The sequence below is a fragment of the Yoonia vestfoldensis genome (assembly GCF_002158905.1).
Lineage (GTDB): Bacteria > Pseudomonadota > Alphaproteobacteria > Rhodobacterales > Rhodobacteraceae > Yoonia > Yoonia vestfoldensis_B.
In genome coordinates this window covers 3,060,342-3,077,833 of sequence record NZ_CP021431.1, presented here as the reverse complement: position 1 = coordinate 3,077,833, position 17,492 = coordinate 3,060,342, and the positions used below count along the sequence as shown (strand labels likewise).

The window sequence follows — 17,492 nt, the reverse complement described above, 5'->3', positions numbered from 1 at the left end:
CACAGCAGATGCACGCGTTTGACGCGCAGACCGGCAGCCCGGTGGGTGGTCATCAGACCAATGCACCGGGCGAAACCGCGGCAGCGATTGCCGCGGCTCTGCGTCGTCTGTGTGACGACCCCGCCGATCTGCGCCTGCTGCTTGGGCGTATGATCCTGGGGATTGATACCTGTCTGGCCGCGCAGCTGAACGTGCTGCTGGAGCATCCGCGCTTCAAGGCGCTAGAGGCAGCCTGGAGGGGGACAGAACTGGTGGTGGCCGCCAGCGCGGGCAGTGCGGATATACGGGTCAAGATGTTTGATCAGACATGGTCGGAACTGTCGCGCGATCTGCAGTCGGGTCTGGATAGCCGACGCTCGGTGTCTTACCGCAATATCGTGATGCGCGAATTGGACACGCCCGGCGGAGAGCCGTTCGGCGTGCTGTTTGTCGATCATGGGCTGAGCCTGTCGATCGACAATGAATATGATGATTTCCACACCGCGCAATTGTTTTGCGATCTTGGGGCCGCTGCGGCCTGCCCGGTGATCCTCGGTCTTGCGCCCGATTTCTTTGGAGAAAACGATGCGGCCTGGGTGACCAACTATCGCCGCATTGCCAGTATTTTGACGGGCGATGATTACCGCAGCTGGCATATGCTGCGGCATCATGCCAATGCGCGGTTTCTGGGCATCGCTTGGCCCGAAGTCCTGTTGCGGGGACGTTATGAAGATTGTGATGCGGGTTTCCCCTTTCATCAATGGCCGTCCAGCGGCAGCGGCGTCTGGGGGCAGGGCGGCATCGCTTTTCTCTGCACGATCATCGCTGAATACCGGCGCTGTGCCTGGTTTGGTTTTCTCAAAATGGTCGGCAATGGGGCGGGCGAGGGCGCGGTGGTATCCTTGGCCCGGACGCCAATACCCGCCGGGTCCAGCCGCGTGGCTGTGGCGCGTCTGCGCCTGACGCGCAGCACCGGCCAGTTTCTGTCGGAACAAGGTTTGATTCCGCTTTGCGAAAGCCTGAAGTCGCATGATCTCTATTTTGTGGGCAACCGGTCTGTCACCGCATGCGGGGGCGCGACGGCCTGCGAGGTTCTGACACAGATCCAGTCGGTGCTGATCGCCTGCCGGATGGTGCATTACCTCAAGGTATTGATCCGTGGTCTGATCGGCCAGATCAAGTCGGCCTCGGAATGCGAGGTCATCCTGAACAATTGGCTGGAACAATATTGCGCGAATGTCGCAGATGGTTCCCCCGAGATTCTGGCGCGATATCCGCTGCGCAGCGCGCGGGCGCAAGTGGTGCAGGAGGGGGCCGGCGATGGAGCCAGATTCATCTGCGCCATCGACATCCGCCCGCAATATCAGGTCGACAATCTGCTCGGTGACATCTCGTTCACCACCGATTTCCGCTCGGACAGCCGGAGGCCGGCATGAGTGCCTTTGCCGCCGTTTTCCTCGGTCGCTCGGACGACGAAGAGGCCGCACAGATTGCGGGCAATGTCAGCATTCTGCTGCAATCCATCAGCCCAGATGCCGCGATCCCCGAGGGGCTTGCACAGGTGCGGTCAAGCAATCTGTCGCATGGAACAAGTATGACTTGGGTGCGCGGTGATCTTGGTCGTGAGGATACGATGCGTCTGTCCTTTCGTGAAAGGCTAAGGCTATTTGAACCCCGTTTCGACGCGATCAACGACATTGATGTGATCGAGGTTGCGGAACGTAATGAGGTCACTTTTCGCCTGCGTGCGCAGATGCGTGATCGGCGGCGGATCGAGCCGTTTTCATTTGAGACTCGGTTGTCCTTGCTCAACCAATTTGTCGAGAAGCCGGGCGCATGAGTAGCTTCTTACAATATTACGAGGCCGAGCTTGATCTGATGCGTCGCTCGCTTGCGGAGTTCGAAGCAGCCAATCCAGAGAAGGCCCGCGCGCTTGGTCTGTCCGCCGGGCGCAGCCGCGATCCTGACCTTCAGCGTCTTTCCGACGGTTTTGCCTATGTCGCTGCGCGGCTGCAAAAACAGATGGAGGATGCGAATGGCGATATCGCGCTTGATCTGTTGCGGACCGTCGCGCCAAGCCTGCTGTTGGGCGCGCCCAGCCACATCTGTCTTGTGCCTGCCTCTGATGCCGATCTGCCAGATGATCCCGTGACTTTGGCGGCAGGGACGCGGGTGCCTTTCATGCATGACGCGCAGGTAAGCTGTGTCTATACGCTGGCCCGCACCGTCGAATTGGCGCCACTTGTCCTGACCGGTCTGCGCATGGAAACCGTTCCCTTGTCGCATGCTGTGCCGCCGGGGGTGGACAAGGTCGAAGGCGCATTGATCCTTGAAGTGCGCAGCAAGGATCCTGGGCGGAGCTTGGCGCAGTCGCTTGGCCGCAAGCTTGAATTCTACCTGCCGCGTCAGACCAGCCACCGGCGCCGCATTGCCGAGGCGCTGGCCGCTGATGTCAAAGGTGTCGCCGTTGCGGCAACCGGGTCATCCTCGGCCGGTGTCCTGCTGGGGGCAGATGCGCTGGGGCGCGTGATGGCGGGCGGGCATAACGGCTTTTTGCCGCAGTTCTTTTCACAGCCGCAAGGCATGGAGCAATTGCACGATTTCCTGGCCTATCCCGATCAGGCCTATGCATTTCGGCTTGGTCAACTGGCGCGTGGTGCCCAGCTGCTTGAGGCGGGGACAGCGGAGTTTCGCATTTTCTTGGGGCGGCGCGGGATGGAACATATCCGCCGGGTCGAACCGGGCGATATCGTGTTGAACGCTCTGCCATGTCTGAACCTGTTCGAGACGATGTCCGAACCGCAGCATTACAGTTTCGCGCGTGACCGGATGCCGGTCCGGGTGCCGCGCGGGCAGGGCGCGCGACCAGAGATATTGCGGCTGCGCTCTGTGACGCGCCTGACCCCGGATGGCGAAACGATCTTGCCCGAACTTGCAGCCCCCGTCGGTGTCGCGGGCGCGCAGGGGCCGGTATGGCAGGAGCGGATGTTCAGCGGCGAGCCTGATCCCGCAAGGCGCGACATCAGCCTGTCCATTCCCGAAGATGACGGCCTGACCGACACAGGCCTTGATCTAGTGGCCCAGCTTTTGTGTTCGAATGGCGCTGCGGCGATGCGCTTGCGTCCCGGCGAACGAGTGCGGATCGACAATGACGATCTGGCCGATGCCGATTTCGCGGTGCTAGAGGAACCAAGCCCTGCCGTGCCCGCGCGGCTGGACAGCAATCGCCGGTGGGATCTCGTGGCCCTGATTGGCGGCAATTTCAATGCGCTTTTGTCCGAAGACGATCCTGCGCGCGTGCTGCGAGACAGCCTGCATCTTTGCGCGCCGACAGGCTATGCGTCCGATGCCAAGGCGATTGTCGCCGTCAATCTCGCGCGTCGCTTTGCCCCTATCCGTCTGGATGGGCAAAACCTGATCGCGTCGGGCATTTGGGTCGATATCGTGATCAACCCGGATTACTTGTCGGTCCCTGCGACCGTTTTTGGCCATGTCATTGCAGATTTCCTATCCAGCTTTGTCAGCCATGACCGGTTTGTGCAGATCCAGATGCGGGAAAACGGGGCGGATCATCCGTTTTTCGCCCCACCCCGTCGCCATGGGAGCCAGATGGTATCATGACTGCCGGGCATGTGCAGAACCTTGTCGATCTTGATCCGGTGCAGGGCTTGCGCATCGGTCTGGACGCATTTCGTCGCCTGATCGATGAAGGCAGCTCCGATCCGTTCGGGCATGGCAGCCAACTTGCGGGCAATCACCGGGGCATCGTGTCGCGCGACGGCGTCAAGCATGAACGACGTTTTGTCGCCAATCTTCTGCGTTCGCTGGATGGCTCGCTTCCGGATTACCTGATCGAGGCATTGCAGGCCGAGATGAACGCGGATGAAGCCGGGTTACATGACTTTCTGGGCGTGTTTGACCGGCGTCTGTTGCAGCTTTGGCTTGGGGCCGGACAGCGCGCAATCCTTGTGTCAGAGGCTGATGCGAAGGCGGCCCACCCCGGCATTATCAAAGACGGGATCGCCCGGCTGATCGGCGTCAACGCAGATGAGCGGGCGGCGGGCGCGCAGCTTTTGCCAGCCCTGTTGGCCCTTGTCCTGCGCAGCCAGAACCTAGAAACATTGCGCCGCGTCCTGAGCTGGTTGATCGCGCGCGAGGTATCCATCATCCCCCGCTTTAACCACAAATATCACCTTGATCCCGATTGCAGGCTGCGGATTTCGCGGTCGGCGGGCCTTGGCAACGTCTTGGGGGGCGGCGTGGTTGTCGGGCGGCGTGCCGTGCCTGCATCGGGGCGACTGGAGATCGAGATCATCTGCAACGACGCCGAGGATCTGGCAGGATTGCGCGCGCGGCAGGGTCGGCTTGGCGCGGTGCCGACGCTGACCCGGCTGTTTCTGCGCGACCCGGTGCCTGTCAGCTATTTCGCCCGCCTGCCAAGAGACCAGCTTGCGCGGCCGCGCCTGTCGCGCGATCGCGCGCAGGCACTGCGCTTGGGACAGCATGGATGCCTTGAACCAGCGACGCGGCCACAGGCGACGGCCCGGCTCAAACTCGATTTCTCACCAACCCCATACAGCGGAGGCCATTCCTGATGGTGCAATTGACACGACTGGTCGGAAAACTTTCGCCAAGGCTCAAGGACGCGCTGGAGAATGCGGTCGGCGAGGCCATGAAACGACGCAGCGCGACTGTCGAACCCGCGCATTGGCTGTTTCATAGTCTTTTTGGCGCCGATGATGCGCTGCAAGCCTTTCTTGAGGGGCAGGGCGTCACCCTGACGGCGCTTGAAGCCGAGATCGAAAGCCGAATGCCGCGCGGGTCTGGCAGCCCGACGGACCGGCCCACGATCTCGGGCAATGTGGTCAAACTTCTAGAAGCCGCTTGGTTGATCGCATCCGTCGAGCTGGAACAGACAGCGATCCTTCCCGAAACCCTGTTGCTGGCGGCAATGCAGCCCAATGCTGCCGGTCTGAGAAACGAAAGCTATCAGGCGCTGGCATCCGTGTCTGGCGAGGCCATGCGCGATTTTGCCCGCGCGCGGGGTGTCAATCTGGCCGCTGGGCCGGGTGCCGCCCGCTCTGATGTCGCGTCTGCGGCAGGTGCGGTCGGCGAGGGCGCGCTGGGCAAATATACGGTCAATCTGACCGAGCTTGCCCGTAGCGGTGCGCTGGACGCTGTGGTCGGTCGGACTGATGAGGTCGCCAAGGCGATCGACGTGCTGCTGCGCAAGCGTCAGAACAATCCGATCCTGTTGGGTCAACCCGGCGTCGGCAAGACCGCCATCGTCGAGGGGCTGGCCCAAAAGATCGTGGCCGGAGAGGTGCCGCAGGCGCTTGCCGAAGCCGAGCTTCTGAGCTTGGACATGGGGCTTTTACAGGCCGGTGCCAGCGTCAAGGGCGAGTTCGAGGACCGCCTCAAGAACGTGCTGAAAGAAGTGCAATCTTCTGACAGGCCGATCCTGATGTTCATCGACGAGGCGCATACCATGATCGGCGCAGGGGGCACCGAAGGCCAGAATGACGCGGCCAATTTGCTTAAGCCCGCGCTTGCGCGGGGCGAATTCCGCACGATTGCGGCGACCACCTTTGCAGAATACAAGAAATATTTCGAAAAAGACCCCGCCCTGTCGCGCCGGTTTCAGCCGATCACCGTGGAAGAGCCGACAGCCGAAGCCGCTGTGCATATTTTGCGACGTGTATCAGAGGGGCTGGCCGCCCATCACGGCGTGCTGATCCAGCAAGAGGCGCTGTGCGCGGCGGTCGATCTGTCCACGCGTTACATGCCCGCACGCCGTCTGCCCGACAAGGCGATCAGCGTGCTTGATACCGCCTGCGCCCGTGTGGCCCTGTCACAAACGGCGCGGCCCTCTGCGCTTGATGCGCTGGAAGAACGGATGCGATTTGCCGAAGCAGAACGCGATCAGACCCGCGAGGACGGCAACCGCTTTGGCAAGGTCACGGTGGATGTTGCCGCGCTTGACGCCCGCGTTGACGTGCTGCGCGACGCGTTGGATCAGGCAACACAGCGCTGGGCTGCTGAACGCGATCAGGTCGCTGCGCATCTGGGGCAGGACAAGCCAGCAGATGCCGAACCGTCGCCTGCGCTGCCGGAAACCTCTGAATATGTCTTTCCATGGGTCAGCGCAGCCTCGATTGCAGCCGTTGTTTCGGACTGGACAGGCGTGCCGCTGAACAATCTTGAACGCAGCGAGGCGGACCGGCTATTGCGTCTGGATGAGGCGCTGAAATCCCGGATTATCGGTCAGGATAGCGCTGTGGAGGCCATCGCACGCTCGCTCAAGATCAGCCGCGCGGGGTTGACCGATACGCGCAAGCCGATTGGCGTTTTCCTGATGTGTGGTCCCTCTGGTGTCGGCAAGACCGAAACGGCGCTTGCGATTGCCGAACAGGTCTTTGGCGGCGAAGATGCGATCACCACCATCAATATGACCGAGTTCAAGGACGCGCATAAGACGTCGATGCTGTTGGGCGCCGCGGCGGGATATGTCGGCTATGGCAAGGGTGGCGTGCTGACAGAGGCCGTGCGCCGCCGCCCCTATTCCGTGTTGCTTTTGGACGAGATGGAAAAGGCCCATCCGGCGATCCACGACATCTTTTTCCAGATTTTTGACAAAGGCCATATCAGCGACTCTGAAGGCAACGAGGTCGATTTTCGCAATACCATCATCATTATGACCGCCAATGCTGGTGGCGAGGATATCCGCAGTTTTGTGGATGCGCAGGACAATCCGCCTGATGCCGAGACATTGGCGCATCACCTGCGGCCCATATTGCTGGATTTCTTCAGCCCCGCTTTCCTTGGCCGGACCGAGGTTATCGCATATCGCCCGCTTGATGATGCGGCGAGCCGGCAGTTGGTCGGCATCCAGATGCGCCGGATCCGCGCGCGGATTGCCGCCCAATATGGCGCGGGTTTCGAGTGGAGCAGCGGTTTCGTCGATCATGTCGTCCGCTGCAATACGGATGTGCTGAGTGGTGGCCGCGCCTTGGAGGCGATCATCAACCGTCAGCTTTTGCCCCGCCTGGCCGAACGGTGCATTGCCATGGCCATCACCGGTGACCCGCTGACGCAGATCAACGTCGACCACGATGGAAAGGAGCTGCGCATTGACTTGGCTTGATACGGTGAAAACCGATCTGCGCATCGCGGCGCTTTTTGCAATGCTGGTTTATGCCCTTCATGGTAGCCCGGTTCATGGGCAGGACAGGGCGCCGATCCGGCTCGCAACGCAGCTTTTGCCGCCTTACCAGATGATCGAAAACGGCGAGATGTCGGGGATTGCCGTGCAGCGTGTGCGCTGCGCGCTCGACGCTATGGGCCAGCCCTATGAACTGCATATGATGGATTGGTCGACCGCGCAATTGATGACGGAAAACGGGGATATGGACGGCTTTTTCGTCGGCTCACCAAATTCCGCACGCGAGAGGTTTTCCATTGCATCGGCACCGGTGGTTTCGGAATCTCTGATCTGGTACATGCGGCGCGGCGCATCGATCGATCCGGCCGATCCCGCTGGCCGGCTGTCGGCGCGCTATTCGGCCAAATTTGCGACAAGCAAATGGTTGTTCCTGCATCGCGAAGGTTTCAACGTGGTGATGAAACCGCGCGATGCCGACAGCCTGCTGAGCATGCTGGTCAACGGTGATATTGATGTCGCCTTGGAATACGATCTGATCTTCGAATATTACATGCGCAAACGCGGGCTCGACCCCGCCGATTTCCGGGCGATCCCCTACGATACGAACGCTATGAGCGTTCACTTTTCGCATCAGTTCGATGCGGCGCGCCCGTCCTTTATCGCAGATTTCAATACCCGCCTTGCCCAATGCATGAGGCAGGAAACATGAGCGTCAGCCTGCAAATATTGTCTCTGCCCGAGGGCGAGATCTTGCCGCGCCGCGAGATTGCGGTGCCGTCTTGTCCCTTCGTCATCGGGCGGGATTTCGACTGTGATCTTAGTCTGCCTGACAGCTCCTCCACCCTGTCGCGCCGCCACCTGCAAATCGACGGGGCACCCTTTACCGGCTATCGCGTCACTGACCTGTCGCGCAATGGCACCATGCTGAACGGCACGTCGATCCATCAGCAGGGCGGACGACCGGTGGCCGATGGGGATGTTGTGGAATTCGCGGGGTACCGGCTGTTGATCAGTGTCACCTCCCGCCCATCCGCGCCGGTCGTCGAACCAGCACCTGCACCGAAGCCCGAGATGCGGCCGATGTCATTGTCCCCGCTCGAAGTCGTGGATGACATGACAGCCCAGCCGGGAGAAGAGGCAGAGGAACCCTTTGGGGGCGATATCAAGGCGCTAGAGGCTGATCTGCTTTTCGACCCGTTCGAGGATGGCCCCGGTCTGCGTGATACGCCGGTTTCCGAAGCACAGGCAGACAAACCTGCCCCTTATGCGCCGATGGATGCGGCGCCAATCGTGTCTCGGATGGGTTTTCCCGACAGCAGTGTCGCGGGGGGCGGGCAGTTTGTGCCGATGGGGCTGACCGCGACAGCCGCGCAGGACCCCAGGTCGGCGGCGCTCGAGCGGGAGGAATTGTCAGGGGCAATCGACCGCGCCGTGGCACGTTTTCTGGATCAGTTCGACCCGGCCGAGCTGGAAAAGGAATATCGTGATTTCCTTGGTCCATTCGCACGCCGCAAGCACCGCTATTGGAGCCTGTTTCACAAACAATTCCGCCGCCGCCGCGAGAACGGCGACTACGGACGCACCTTTCGCGCCATCCTGGCCGAGGAGATACGAAGGAAATGAACATGTTGCGACCCGCCATCATGACAGCTGTCGCCGTTCTCGTGTTGGGGGCCGGCTGTGCTTCGCAAGAGATACAAGTGCCGGTTTCCAAGACGGTCGGCATCTCTGCCAGCCGTGAGATCAATCCTTACAACGAGGCCTCCAACCCTGTGGTGCTCCGGCTTTATCAATTGTCGAACCGGACCGCCTTTGAAGAGGCCGGTTTCTGGGAATTGTTTGACGGCAGCGGCGAAAACCTTGCCGGTGTCGTGCTAAGCGTCCAGAGCATCGGGCCGATCTATCCGGCCGAGACCCGCGTTGTGCCTTTCGATCTGGCGCCGGACACCCGCTATCTGGGGGTATTTGCCGAATTCGCCGATTATGAAAGCCAGCGTTTCAGCGCGCTTGAAGCGATCAGCGACAGGGTTCTGGACCAAGGTGTGATTGTCTCGATCTCCGCGTCAGGGATTGACATCGCGGCGGGCGGTCTGACGCTTGACGGCAGGCCGCAAGAGCAAAGACGCGGCCCCATCATGGGCTTTATCGACAAGCTATTCGGAGCCACGACATGACCGCCGGTATGATTGTCTGGCGCGAGGGAATGTTCATCGCGCCTCAGCATCTCCAGCATCTTGACCGAGAGCTGCGGGCCAGCATGGCATCGCTTGGGCGATTGGATCTGTCCGGCGATGACTTTGGCCTAAGCCGTATCCGGATCAATCAGGACCTGCTGGCCACCGGAAAGGTCGTCGTGAGTGAGGCCGCAGGCCTGTTTCCCGATCAGACCTATTTCGATCTGGCCGGTGAATTGTTTTTGGATGTGCCGGATGGCACGGTCGATCAGATTTTGCTGCTCGCCGTGCCGTTGCACAATGGCGGCATCACCATCGTTGGCGAGACGCGCGGGCTGCATCGTTGGGTGGTGCGCGATGCGCTGCTTGATGACATCACCGATGCGGATGCGCCCCCGGTCGAGGCCGAGCTTGCCGCGCCGGGTGCCTGCCTGAAACTGGCGTCCGATGATCTGTCGGGCTATGCCTGCATACCCTTTGCACGCATATTGGAAAAAACGGCCGAGGGGCGGGTAGTTCTTGACGATACATATCTCGCTGTGTGCATTGCGATCGGGGCGTCGCAGCGCCTGCTGGCACGGCTTCAGGAAATCCTGTCCCTAGCCCGCGCGCGTGCCAATAACGCGGCGATGCGGTTGCGCCTGGCGCAAGGGGCGCAATCTTCGGCCAGTCTGTTCGGTGAGCGGTTGGAATTGGAACTGCTCAACCGCTCGATTATCGCCTTGCAGGCTGCCCAGCATCATCCCTGGATGTCGCCGCGGCGGTTATACGGGCTGCTGGCTGAATTGCTTGCAGGGCTTGATGCCCATGCGGCCCGCACCACCAAGCCCGATGTCTTGTGGAACCCGCTGGACCCGACCGGTGCCTTTGAAAAGATCATCACCCAGCTGCGCGGACATCTGACGCTTGAAGCGCATGCCAATGTGATCAGCCTCATTTGGAATGGAGAGCTGTTTGAAAAACGTCGCCTGCTGCGGCTCGTCGTGCCACAGCGCCTTTTGGACGAAGGGCGGCGGCCCATTCTTGCGATTTCTGATCCGGGACAGGACCGCAAACTTGGCGAGCTGGTCCCCAAGGCGTGCAAGCTTGCCGGGATATCGGCAATGCCAGAGCTGGTCACGCTCGGGCTACAAGGTGTGCGGCTGACCCATCTTCCTGTGGCCCCGCCCGAATTGCGCGACAAGCCAGATACTGCCTTTTTCGCAGTTGATACCGGCAGCCTGCTCTGGACGCGGTTCATCGAGAAAAAAGAGGCGCTTGGCCTGCATATCGACGAGCGCATCGCCGCCCCTGCGGCCACGCTTTACCTGATAGGATAATCATGCCGCGCACCGATACCGATCAAGACCCCAGCACGGTCATCCTGACCGCCGATCGCATCGTGGCAGATGACGGTCGCTTGGCTGGGCCAGGGGTGCTTTCGACATCGGCGATCGGTGATCTTGATGCCGCCTTGCGCGCGTCCCGACAGGCATCAAACGCGTTGATCGCGGCATCCAGCGATTTGATGGGTCTTGTTTCAGTGCTGCACCGGATTGATGATTGCGGCGCGGTTGGCACCACGCGCGCAGAGATCGGACGGGCGATCATTGATCTAAAATATCGGGTGGTTCAGCTGGATTATCCGCCATCGGTGGCGGAAAACCTGTGTCTTTTATACGCGATTGTCATTGATGAATTTATCCTGACCAGCCCATGGGGACGGGATTCAGGTTGGGAGAACCTCACGCTTGTTGCCGATCTCTTTGGGTTCCGTGATGGCGGTGACCGGTTCTATGAGGTGGCTGACCGCGCTTTGATGCAGCCGCGCACGCTGCGCCCCTTCATCGAGATCGTCTATATCTTTTTAAAGCTTGGGTATCGTGGGCGGTTTAAGCCGGGCGATGATTTCCTGCGTGATCGGCTGATCGGACGGCTAGAGACTGCGCTGGATCTTGACCGCGCCGAGGTATCGCCCGCCCGCTATGGGCGCGCACCGACACGGACCCGCGCGATAAAACCGCCACGCAGCGCTGTCTCTAAGATGATCTTTGCAACGGTCGTGATCTTTGCGGGGTTCGGTCTGACTGCGATGGTCCAGCAGGTCGAGGCCAATAGGGTCACGGCAGGTCTTTTGGAACAAAGCGCCGCAATGTCGCGCGACGCTGGCGCAATCTTTGTCTATTCAAGCGGGTCCGGCACCACCGAAAGGCGGGCAGATGACTGAGCAACGTGTCACAACAGAGCGGTTTTACCGGATTTTGCTTTTGATTTACGCTTTGGTGGTCGTGCTTGGTGCGGGCATTCTGGCCGTTGTCGCCTGGTATGGCATCGCAAGCGGTCTGTGGGTCCGGGTTGGCAGCGCCATATTGATCCTGACCACGGTGCTGGTCGCCAGCATGGCGCTGATCTGGCGCCGCCGGATCTGGTTGCCCCATCCCGAGGCAGAAGCCCGCCGCGTCCTGCGCGCAAGATTGAAAAGGCTGCATCGCGGGTTTCGGGCGCGCGCCCGATCGCTGGACAGCCGCAACGCACCGGCCAGTCGCGCGCTGTTCGTCACCCCCATCCGCGAACACGAAAACGGCCTGTGTTCCATGGCAGAGCTGGGCTATGCCCCATTTGGCAGCGCGATGGAATCTGACGGCATTCGCCTATCCACCTGGAGCGCACAGACCGCCGTTGCCTATCGGTTTGAACTTGGCGCGGATGCGGCATTGTCGCTGGATCAGCTGGGATACGTTTTGCAGCTATTGCGCAAGGACAATCCCGCACTGCCGCTGAATGCGATCCATATCGAGCTGGATCTGGCCCGTCTGGGCGATGATGCCGAAGGCGCGCGCCAAAGACGCGTGACCAACCAGATCGCCAGTCACGCCGTCACGGTTTTGCGGCTGGACCTGCCGGTGCATCTGTCCTTGGTGGGGTTGGAAAATGCGCCTGATCTGGTCAGGGCGGCGGTTTTGACGGGCGGTATCGGCGAGCAGGCCATGTTTGGCGGTTTTCTTGACGAGACCGCCGAGGATAACGAAACGGCGATTGACGCCCTTTTCGCGGATATGGCCGCGCGCTTTGATGCGGCGCGTCTTGTTGCGCTGCAAAAGCAGCTTGCACCTGCATTCTGTAGCGCCCTCGTCACGGCGCCTTTGCAATTGGGCCTATTGCTGGCCCGGTTGCGCCCGGCCTTCCGCGAGGTGACAGCCGCGATGCCGCCACGCACGCGCCCCTTGCGTATCCATAGCGTGTTTTTCCTGGGGACTGCGCCGACCGAGCGCATCGTTGATCCGCTGGCGCAGCTTTCGGCACAGCGGTTTTTCGGCTTGCCCGCAGCGCTTGCGGAATCGGGCCGTGTGCCGGAAAGCGTTGTGACAAAACGCTATGCGGGACAGGTGGCGAACGCTTTTCATCTCGAAGCCTTCCGCGTCAGGCCGAATGAGGCAGCGCTTTGGCAAAGCCGGCTGCGCAGCGTCGCGGTGACATTGCTGCTGGCGGCTGTTGTCGCCTTTGCTGCGGTTGCGGCTTATCGTGACCATCAGACATTCGCGCCGCTGAATGCGCAGATGGAGGCGCGGTTCGATACCTATTTTGCGGCTGTTGGTGAAATTGATCCGGGCGCGGACGGGCTTGTGCCACGGGTGCTTTTGCTGGGTGATCTGCGAAATGGCCTGGCGGCCTATGACGCGGCCGAGGGCGTGGCCTTGCCCCGCGCAAGCTGGTCACAAGAACATGTGTATCGCGCGCGCTATGAGGCAGAGCTTGTCGGTGGCTTTCAGATGGCATTGCAGGATTACATCGAAAAAGACCTGTTCGCCTTCAATGCCCTGCAAGACGGCGTATCGCTTTTTGCGCTGGCGCTGACAGAAGTGCAATTTCACACCGATCAATCTGCGCATGGCGAAACACTGACGGGCCATTTCCTGACGGAACTTGCCAATCAAGGCGAGATTGGTGCGGAATTCACCGCCGCTTTCCGTGGGACATTGGCGGATCTGTTCGCGTTGAACCAGCCGCAGGTGCTGGATCGTGATTCAGAGCTGAACCGGGTGGTGGCGCGGACCTTGCGGGGGTTGGATACGGCCGAAATGCTGTATCGCACGATGCTGCGCAATCCAGAGCTAAGCCAGCGTGTCGATCTGCGCGCTTTCGCCGGACCACGTTTTGGCGAGGTCTTCGAACCGACCGGACCGGCCCAGTCCTACCTCGTGCAAAAGGCCTTTACTCGCGACGGATTCGAACAGATTTTCACACAAGGAGAGTTGGCCCGCACGCGCGATCAGATCCGCAATTATGAGGTGCTGATCGGCGAGATGAATGCCGCGCAGGCCAATACGCTGCTGAGGCGCGTGGTGGATCTTTATACCGCTGATTACATCGCCTCTTGGACCAGCTTTGTTGAAAACCTGCGCCTGCGCGATGCTGCCTCCTTGGGCGAGGCGCAGTTGCTGATGACCTCGCTGGGCAATACATTCGAGAACCCTGTCACCCGTCTGGTCCGCTCATTACGCGAGAATACGATGCTGGCACAGGCGGATCAGCCCCCGGCTGCGGGCGCGTCAGATGGTGCTGCCGCGCCTCTTGACGGGGCGGCGACGCCAGCCCACGCAGAAACGGGCACAGAGTTGTCCGATGCCAGCGGCCGCCGTGCGGCGCAGCAGATTGCGCAATCCTTCCGGCCCTATCTTGCACCTGCCGCCTTGGGCGAGGATGCGCGCACGGAATTCGATGTTCTGGTCGCCTATGCCCGCGATGTCGCGCAATGGATCGAGGCCGCAACAACGGCCGCAAACGGCACGGGCAAATTCCTGTTCGAGGAATATGCTGCCGGTGACAAGGCGACCCCGGTTGCCAAGTTATATCAATTCGCGATCACATCCGATCTGGATATCATCCGCAATTTCGGCACTGGGCTTGCCTCTGTTCTTGACCGCGCTGCGATCGCGCTTGTCGAGGATTACATCAATGCGGCCTGGCGCACTGAGATATGGCTGCCCTATGGCAATCTTATTGCCAGCAGCTTTCCCTTTGATGCCGATAGCCCGTCTGATCTGTCATTGGACATATTCACCCAGCTGTTCGAGCCGATCAACGGCGACATCCGCAAGTTCCGGCAAACCTATCTCGCGCGGTTCGAAGGGCCGGCGGGCAGCCTTCAGCCAGCAGCGACCTTTCTGCCGTTCCGCCGGGTGCAAATGTCATCGCAGGCCGGATCTGCGCTGATGCGCGCCGATGACTTGGGTCAGGCCCTGTTCCGAGAGGGCAAGCCTGGGCTGACCTTTCAGCTGCGCGTTGGCTATATGGACCCGGGATTGAGCCGCCTGGCCATCACCTCGGGGCTGACGCTGCATAGCTATAGCCATGGGCCGGTCATCTGGTCGCAGCAGGCCTGGCCGATGACCGGGCTTGCCGATAGCGGCCTTCGGTTGCGATTGTACAACCGGTCGCGACTGGTTCTTGACGAGGCGGCTGGCGGGGCTTGGTCATGGTTCAGGCTGGCCCAGGCGGGGCAGCGCGCGGTCAATCCCTCGCTCAATGTCGCCGAGGCGCGCTTTCAATCCGGTGGGCTAGAGACGACGCTGCAATTCAGCAACACAGGGTCGGCGAGGCCCTTTGATCCTGCGTTCTTCACTGGCCTGACCCTGCCAGAGGAGATGTTTCCATGACGATCACCATTCCAGACTGGCCCGGCCATGGCGCATTAAGCCAGCATCGCAGGATCGCGCGATATGTCTGGCTTTGCGATCTGGAGGGGGTGTCGGTGATCCTTAAGTTTGCCGCCGGTCCCGTCCGGGTCGCTGCCTTGGCGCATGAAGCCGCGATGCTGCGCAAACTTGCGCCGACTGGCGTCGCGCCGCGGCTGATCGCCTATGCCGAATTGGGGGGGCGGGCACGGTTGGTGATGACGCATCTGCGCGGCCAGCATCCGTTTGCCAGGCTTGATCCGGATGGTGGCTCGATCCGGGCCCTGCACCGCGCCGTCCGCTTGGCCCATGATGCCGGTGTGGTGCATTGCGATCTAAAGCCGTCCAATGTTCTTTTGCGTCAGGGTCGCGCATGGGTGATCGACTGGGGCATGGCGGCGCATCACGGCGCCCGGGTCGCCGACTTGGCCCGGCGGCCCTATAGTTCCGGCTGGACCCATCCCGACCTGATCTGGGGACGGGGGCTAGTCCGACCGGCGCATGATTTGCATGCATTGGCGCGGTTCTGTGGCCCGCAAGGCGCGGTGACGTCAGCCCCGATCGCTTTGCAGGCTGGCGACCAGGTCAGAGAGGCAGGGCAGCATGTCCATTGATCCCAGAAACCTGCGTCTGATCCTTGGCCGGACTGCGCCACGCGAGGCGCGCAGCCTGACCGTGTCAGAGGCGATCAACACCGTGCCGACATATACGATCGACTATGCCAATGAAAATGCGCCACTTGCAGGACATTTGGGCGAAAAGGCCGAGATCTTGCTGCCTGCGACAGAAAACGCATTGGGGATCGCGCCCCGGCGCTTTTGCGGCGTGGTCACCGCTGCGGAACTTATCAGCGACGAGCGCGCGGCCACCTCTGACGGGGGGCACGTCCGGCTGACTGTCCGGCCTTTCCTGGCGTTGCTGGCATATTCGACCCGCTGCCACGTTCACCAGAACAAAAGCAGTGTCGAGATCTTTTCGGATATATTGGCATTCAACGGTTTGCAGCGCAGCCCTGTCCGGATCGGGGCGAATCCGCCGCGGCGCGAAATATGCATCCAATATAACGAGGATGACCTGTCCTTCGTCACACGGCTGTTGGCCGAGGATGGGATTGCATTCTTTTTCGGGGATGGGCATGACGCCAATGTCCTTGTCATGCATGACAGCGCGCGCCCTTTTCCGGCCGTGGCGGATGGCGCGATTGCGCTGACCGATGCCTCGGTGCCGCGTGCAGATCGGTTGCGCGCCGATGCTTTGTCGCGGGTCAGTCGCGTCGCAACTGGCAAGGTGGGCTTGACCAGTCACGACATCGCCAAGGCTATCCAGAGCGCCACCGGCCCTGACCCTGTCGGCATGTCGCCCGGCATGAAGGCCACAGGTGAAACCCGGCATCTGGTCGCGCCCTCGGGGGATTTGCGACAGGATGCCCGCCGGCGTAGCGTCGCTGAGAGGCGGTCTGCCGCTGAAGAAATCTCGGGGCAATGCAGTCACCCGGCCGCCTATATTGGGCAGGCGCTGACGATTTCCTCGACCGCCAGTGACATCGCGGGCGATTATGTCGTCTCACGGCTTGATTACCGTGTTGGAAACGACAAAACCGCATATCTGTCGTTTCAGGCCAGCCCGCGGACGGCCGGGCCGGTGCCCCCGCGCCCTCGCAAGCCGATGATCCCCGGCGTCCACACCGCCGTGGTCGTGGGAGGCGATGCCGACACGGCCGTTCAGGATGGGCAAGGCCGGGTCAAAATCCGGTTCCTGTGGGATATGACGGGCAAGCAGCAAGATACCAGTTGCTGGCTGCGGGTCGCCTCGCCGCTGGCCGGAAACGGCTATGGTGCGCTGTTCACGCCGCGCGCGGGCCAGGAAGTGCTTGTCGGGTTCTTGAATGGTGACCCCGATGCTCCTGTGATCACTGGCAGCCTCTATAATGGCAAGCATGTGCATCCTTACATGGAGCCGGGGGGAACGCGGTCGGGTTTGACATCGAAACTGACGCAAGAGCTGGCAAACGAGCTGGAATTCGATGACAAGCAAGGCCACGAAAAGCTGAGCTTGCGCGCTGCCAAAGATTTCGATCTGCATGTCACCGAAGCGGCCACCACCAAGATCGGCACGACCGAGACCCGCCAAATCACGGGCGCAGCGACCCACGGATATAGCGACAAGCTGGATATCGATGTGGCCAAAGACGCCACTTGCAAGGCCAAGACAATCACGCTCGAGGCGCAATCCAGCCTTGTCCTTAAGGTCGGATCCTCGCAGGTCGAGCTGACGGCCTCTGGCATCACAATCAAGGCCAGCACGGTCAAGATCGATGCGGCGTCACTGGATGCGAAAGGCAGCGGGAAGTTCAAGCTTTCGGGCGGCAGCGGCAATGTCCAGGCATCTGGACCACTTAGCCTCAAGGGGCTGCAATTGACCGCAGAGGGCAGCGCTATGACGACTGTCAAGGCGGGGGGTATGTTAACGCTTCAGGCCAGTGGGATGACCACGGTCAAGGGCGGTATCGTGCAGATCAACTAG

General features: G+C 61.1%; 13 protein-coding genes. All 13 read left to right on the top strand.

Annotated features, from left to right (window positions below):
- The first annotated feature begins 8 nt into the window (after positions 1–8).
- From LOKVESSMR4R_RS15415 to LOKVESSMR4R_RS15355, 13 genes are read left to right on the top strand one after another with little or no spacing between them, the layout of a single operon-like run.
- Complete coding sequence (locus LOKVESSMR4R_RS15415) at positions 9–1,415, top strand: type VI secretion system contractile sheath domain-containing protein (RefSeq protein WP_087210290.1); 1,407 nt, start codon at positions 9–11, stop codon at positions 1,413–1,415.
- Positions 1,412–1,819: a hypothetical protein gene (locus tag LOKVESSMR4R_RS15410; protein ID WP_087210287.1), complete on the top strand. Its 408-nt coding sequence runs from the start codon at positions 1,412–1,414 to the stop codon at positions 1,817–1,819. The genes LOKVESSMR4R_RS15415 and LOKVESSMR4R_RS15410 overlap by 4 nt, the downstream gene beginning before the upstream one ends.
- Positions 1,816–3,600, top strand: a complete 1,785-nt coding sequence (locus LOKVESSMR4R_RS15405) for a type VI secretion system baseplate subunit TssF (protein WP_087210284.1) — start codon at positions 1,816–1,818, stop codon at positions 3,598–3,600. Before LOKVESSMR4R_RS15410 ends, LOKVESSMR4R_RS15405 begins: the two co-directional genes overlap by 4 nt.
- On the top strand, positions 3,597–4,574 hold the full coding sequence (locus LOKVESSMR4R_RS15400) for a type VI secretion system baseplate subunit TssG (protein WP_087210281.1): 978 nt from the start codon (positions 3,597–3,599) through the stop codon (positions 4,572–4,574). The genes LOKVESSMR4R_RS15405 and LOKVESSMR4R_RS15400 overlap by 4 nt, the downstream gene beginning before the upstream one ends.
- Positions 4,574–7,123, top strand: coding sequence for a type VI secretion system ATPase TssH (gene tssH / locus LOKVESSMR4R_RS15395; RefSeq protein ID WP_087210279.1), 2,550 nt, complete (start codon positions 4,574–4,576; stop codon positions 7,121–7,123). Before LOKVESSMR4R_RS15400 ends, tssH begins: the two co-directional genes overlap by 1 nt.
- Positions 7,110–7,850 (top strand): substrate-binding periplasmic protein, encoded by a 741-nt coding sequence (locus tag LOKVESSMR4R_RS15390; protein ID WP_157898244.1) that lies wholly within the window; start codon positions 7,110–7,112, stop codon positions 7,848–7,850. Before tssH ends, LOKVESSMR4R_RS15390 begins: the two co-directional genes overlap by 14 nt.
- On the top strand, positions 7,847–8,764 hold the full coding sequence (locus tag LOKVESSMR4R_RS15385; protein ID WP_157898243.1) for a type VI secretion system-associated FHA domain protein: 918 nt from the start codon (positions 7,847–7,849) through the stop codon (positions 8,762–8,764). The genes LOKVESSMR4R_RS15390 and LOKVESSMR4R_RS15385 overlap by 4 nt, the downstream gene beginning before the upstream one ends.
- Positions 8,765–8,766: 2 nt before the next feature.
- On the top strand, positions 8,767–9,315 hold the full coding sequence (tssJ, locus tag LOKVESSMR4R_RS15380) for a type VI secretion system lipoprotein TssJ (protein ID WP_157898242.1): 549 nt from the start codon (positions 8,767–8,769) through the stop codon (positions 9,313–9,315).
- Positions 9,312–10,634 (top strand): type VI secretion system baseplate subunit TssK, encoded by a 1,323-nt coding sequence (tssK, locus tag LOKVESSMR4R_RS15375; protein ID WP_087210267.1) that lies wholly within the window; start codon positions 9,312–9,314, stop codon positions 10,632–10,634. The genes tssJ and tssK overlap by 4 nt, the downstream gene beginning before the upstream one ends.
- A 2-nt stretch (positions 10,635–10,636) precedes the next feature.
- Positions 10,637–11,521 carry a type IVB secretion system protein IcmH/DotU gene (gene icmH / locus LOKVESSMR4R_RS15370; RefSeq protein WP_087210264.1) on the top strand — a complete coding sequence of 295 codons (885 nt, stop codon included), beginning with the start codon at positions 10,637–10,639 and terminating at the stop codon, positions 11,519–11,521.
- Complete coding sequence (locus LOKVESSMR4R_RS15365) at positions 11,514–14,951, top strand: ImcF-related family protein (protein WP_087210261.1); 3,438 nt, start codon at positions 11,514–11,516, stop codon at positions 14,949–14,951. The genes icmH and LOKVESSMR4R_RS15365 overlap by 8 nt, the downstream gene beginning before the upstream one ends.
- Positions 14,948–15,583, top strand: a complete 636-nt coding sequence (locus LOKVESSMR4R_RS15360; RefSeq protein WP_087210258.1) for a phosphotransferase — start codon at positions 14,948–14,950, stop codon at positions 15,581–15,583. The genes LOKVESSMR4R_RS15365 and LOKVESSMR4R_RS15360 overlap by 4 nt, the downstream gene beginning before the upstream one ends.
- Complete coding sequence (locus LOKVESSMR4R_RS15355) at positions 15,573–17,492, top strand: type VI secretion system Vgr family protein (protein ID WP_087210255.1); 1,920 nt, start codon at positions 15,573–15,575, stop codon at positions 17,490–17,492. The genes LOKVESSMR4R_RS15360 and LOKVESSMR4R_RS15355 overlap by 11 nt, the downstream gene beginning before the upstream one ends.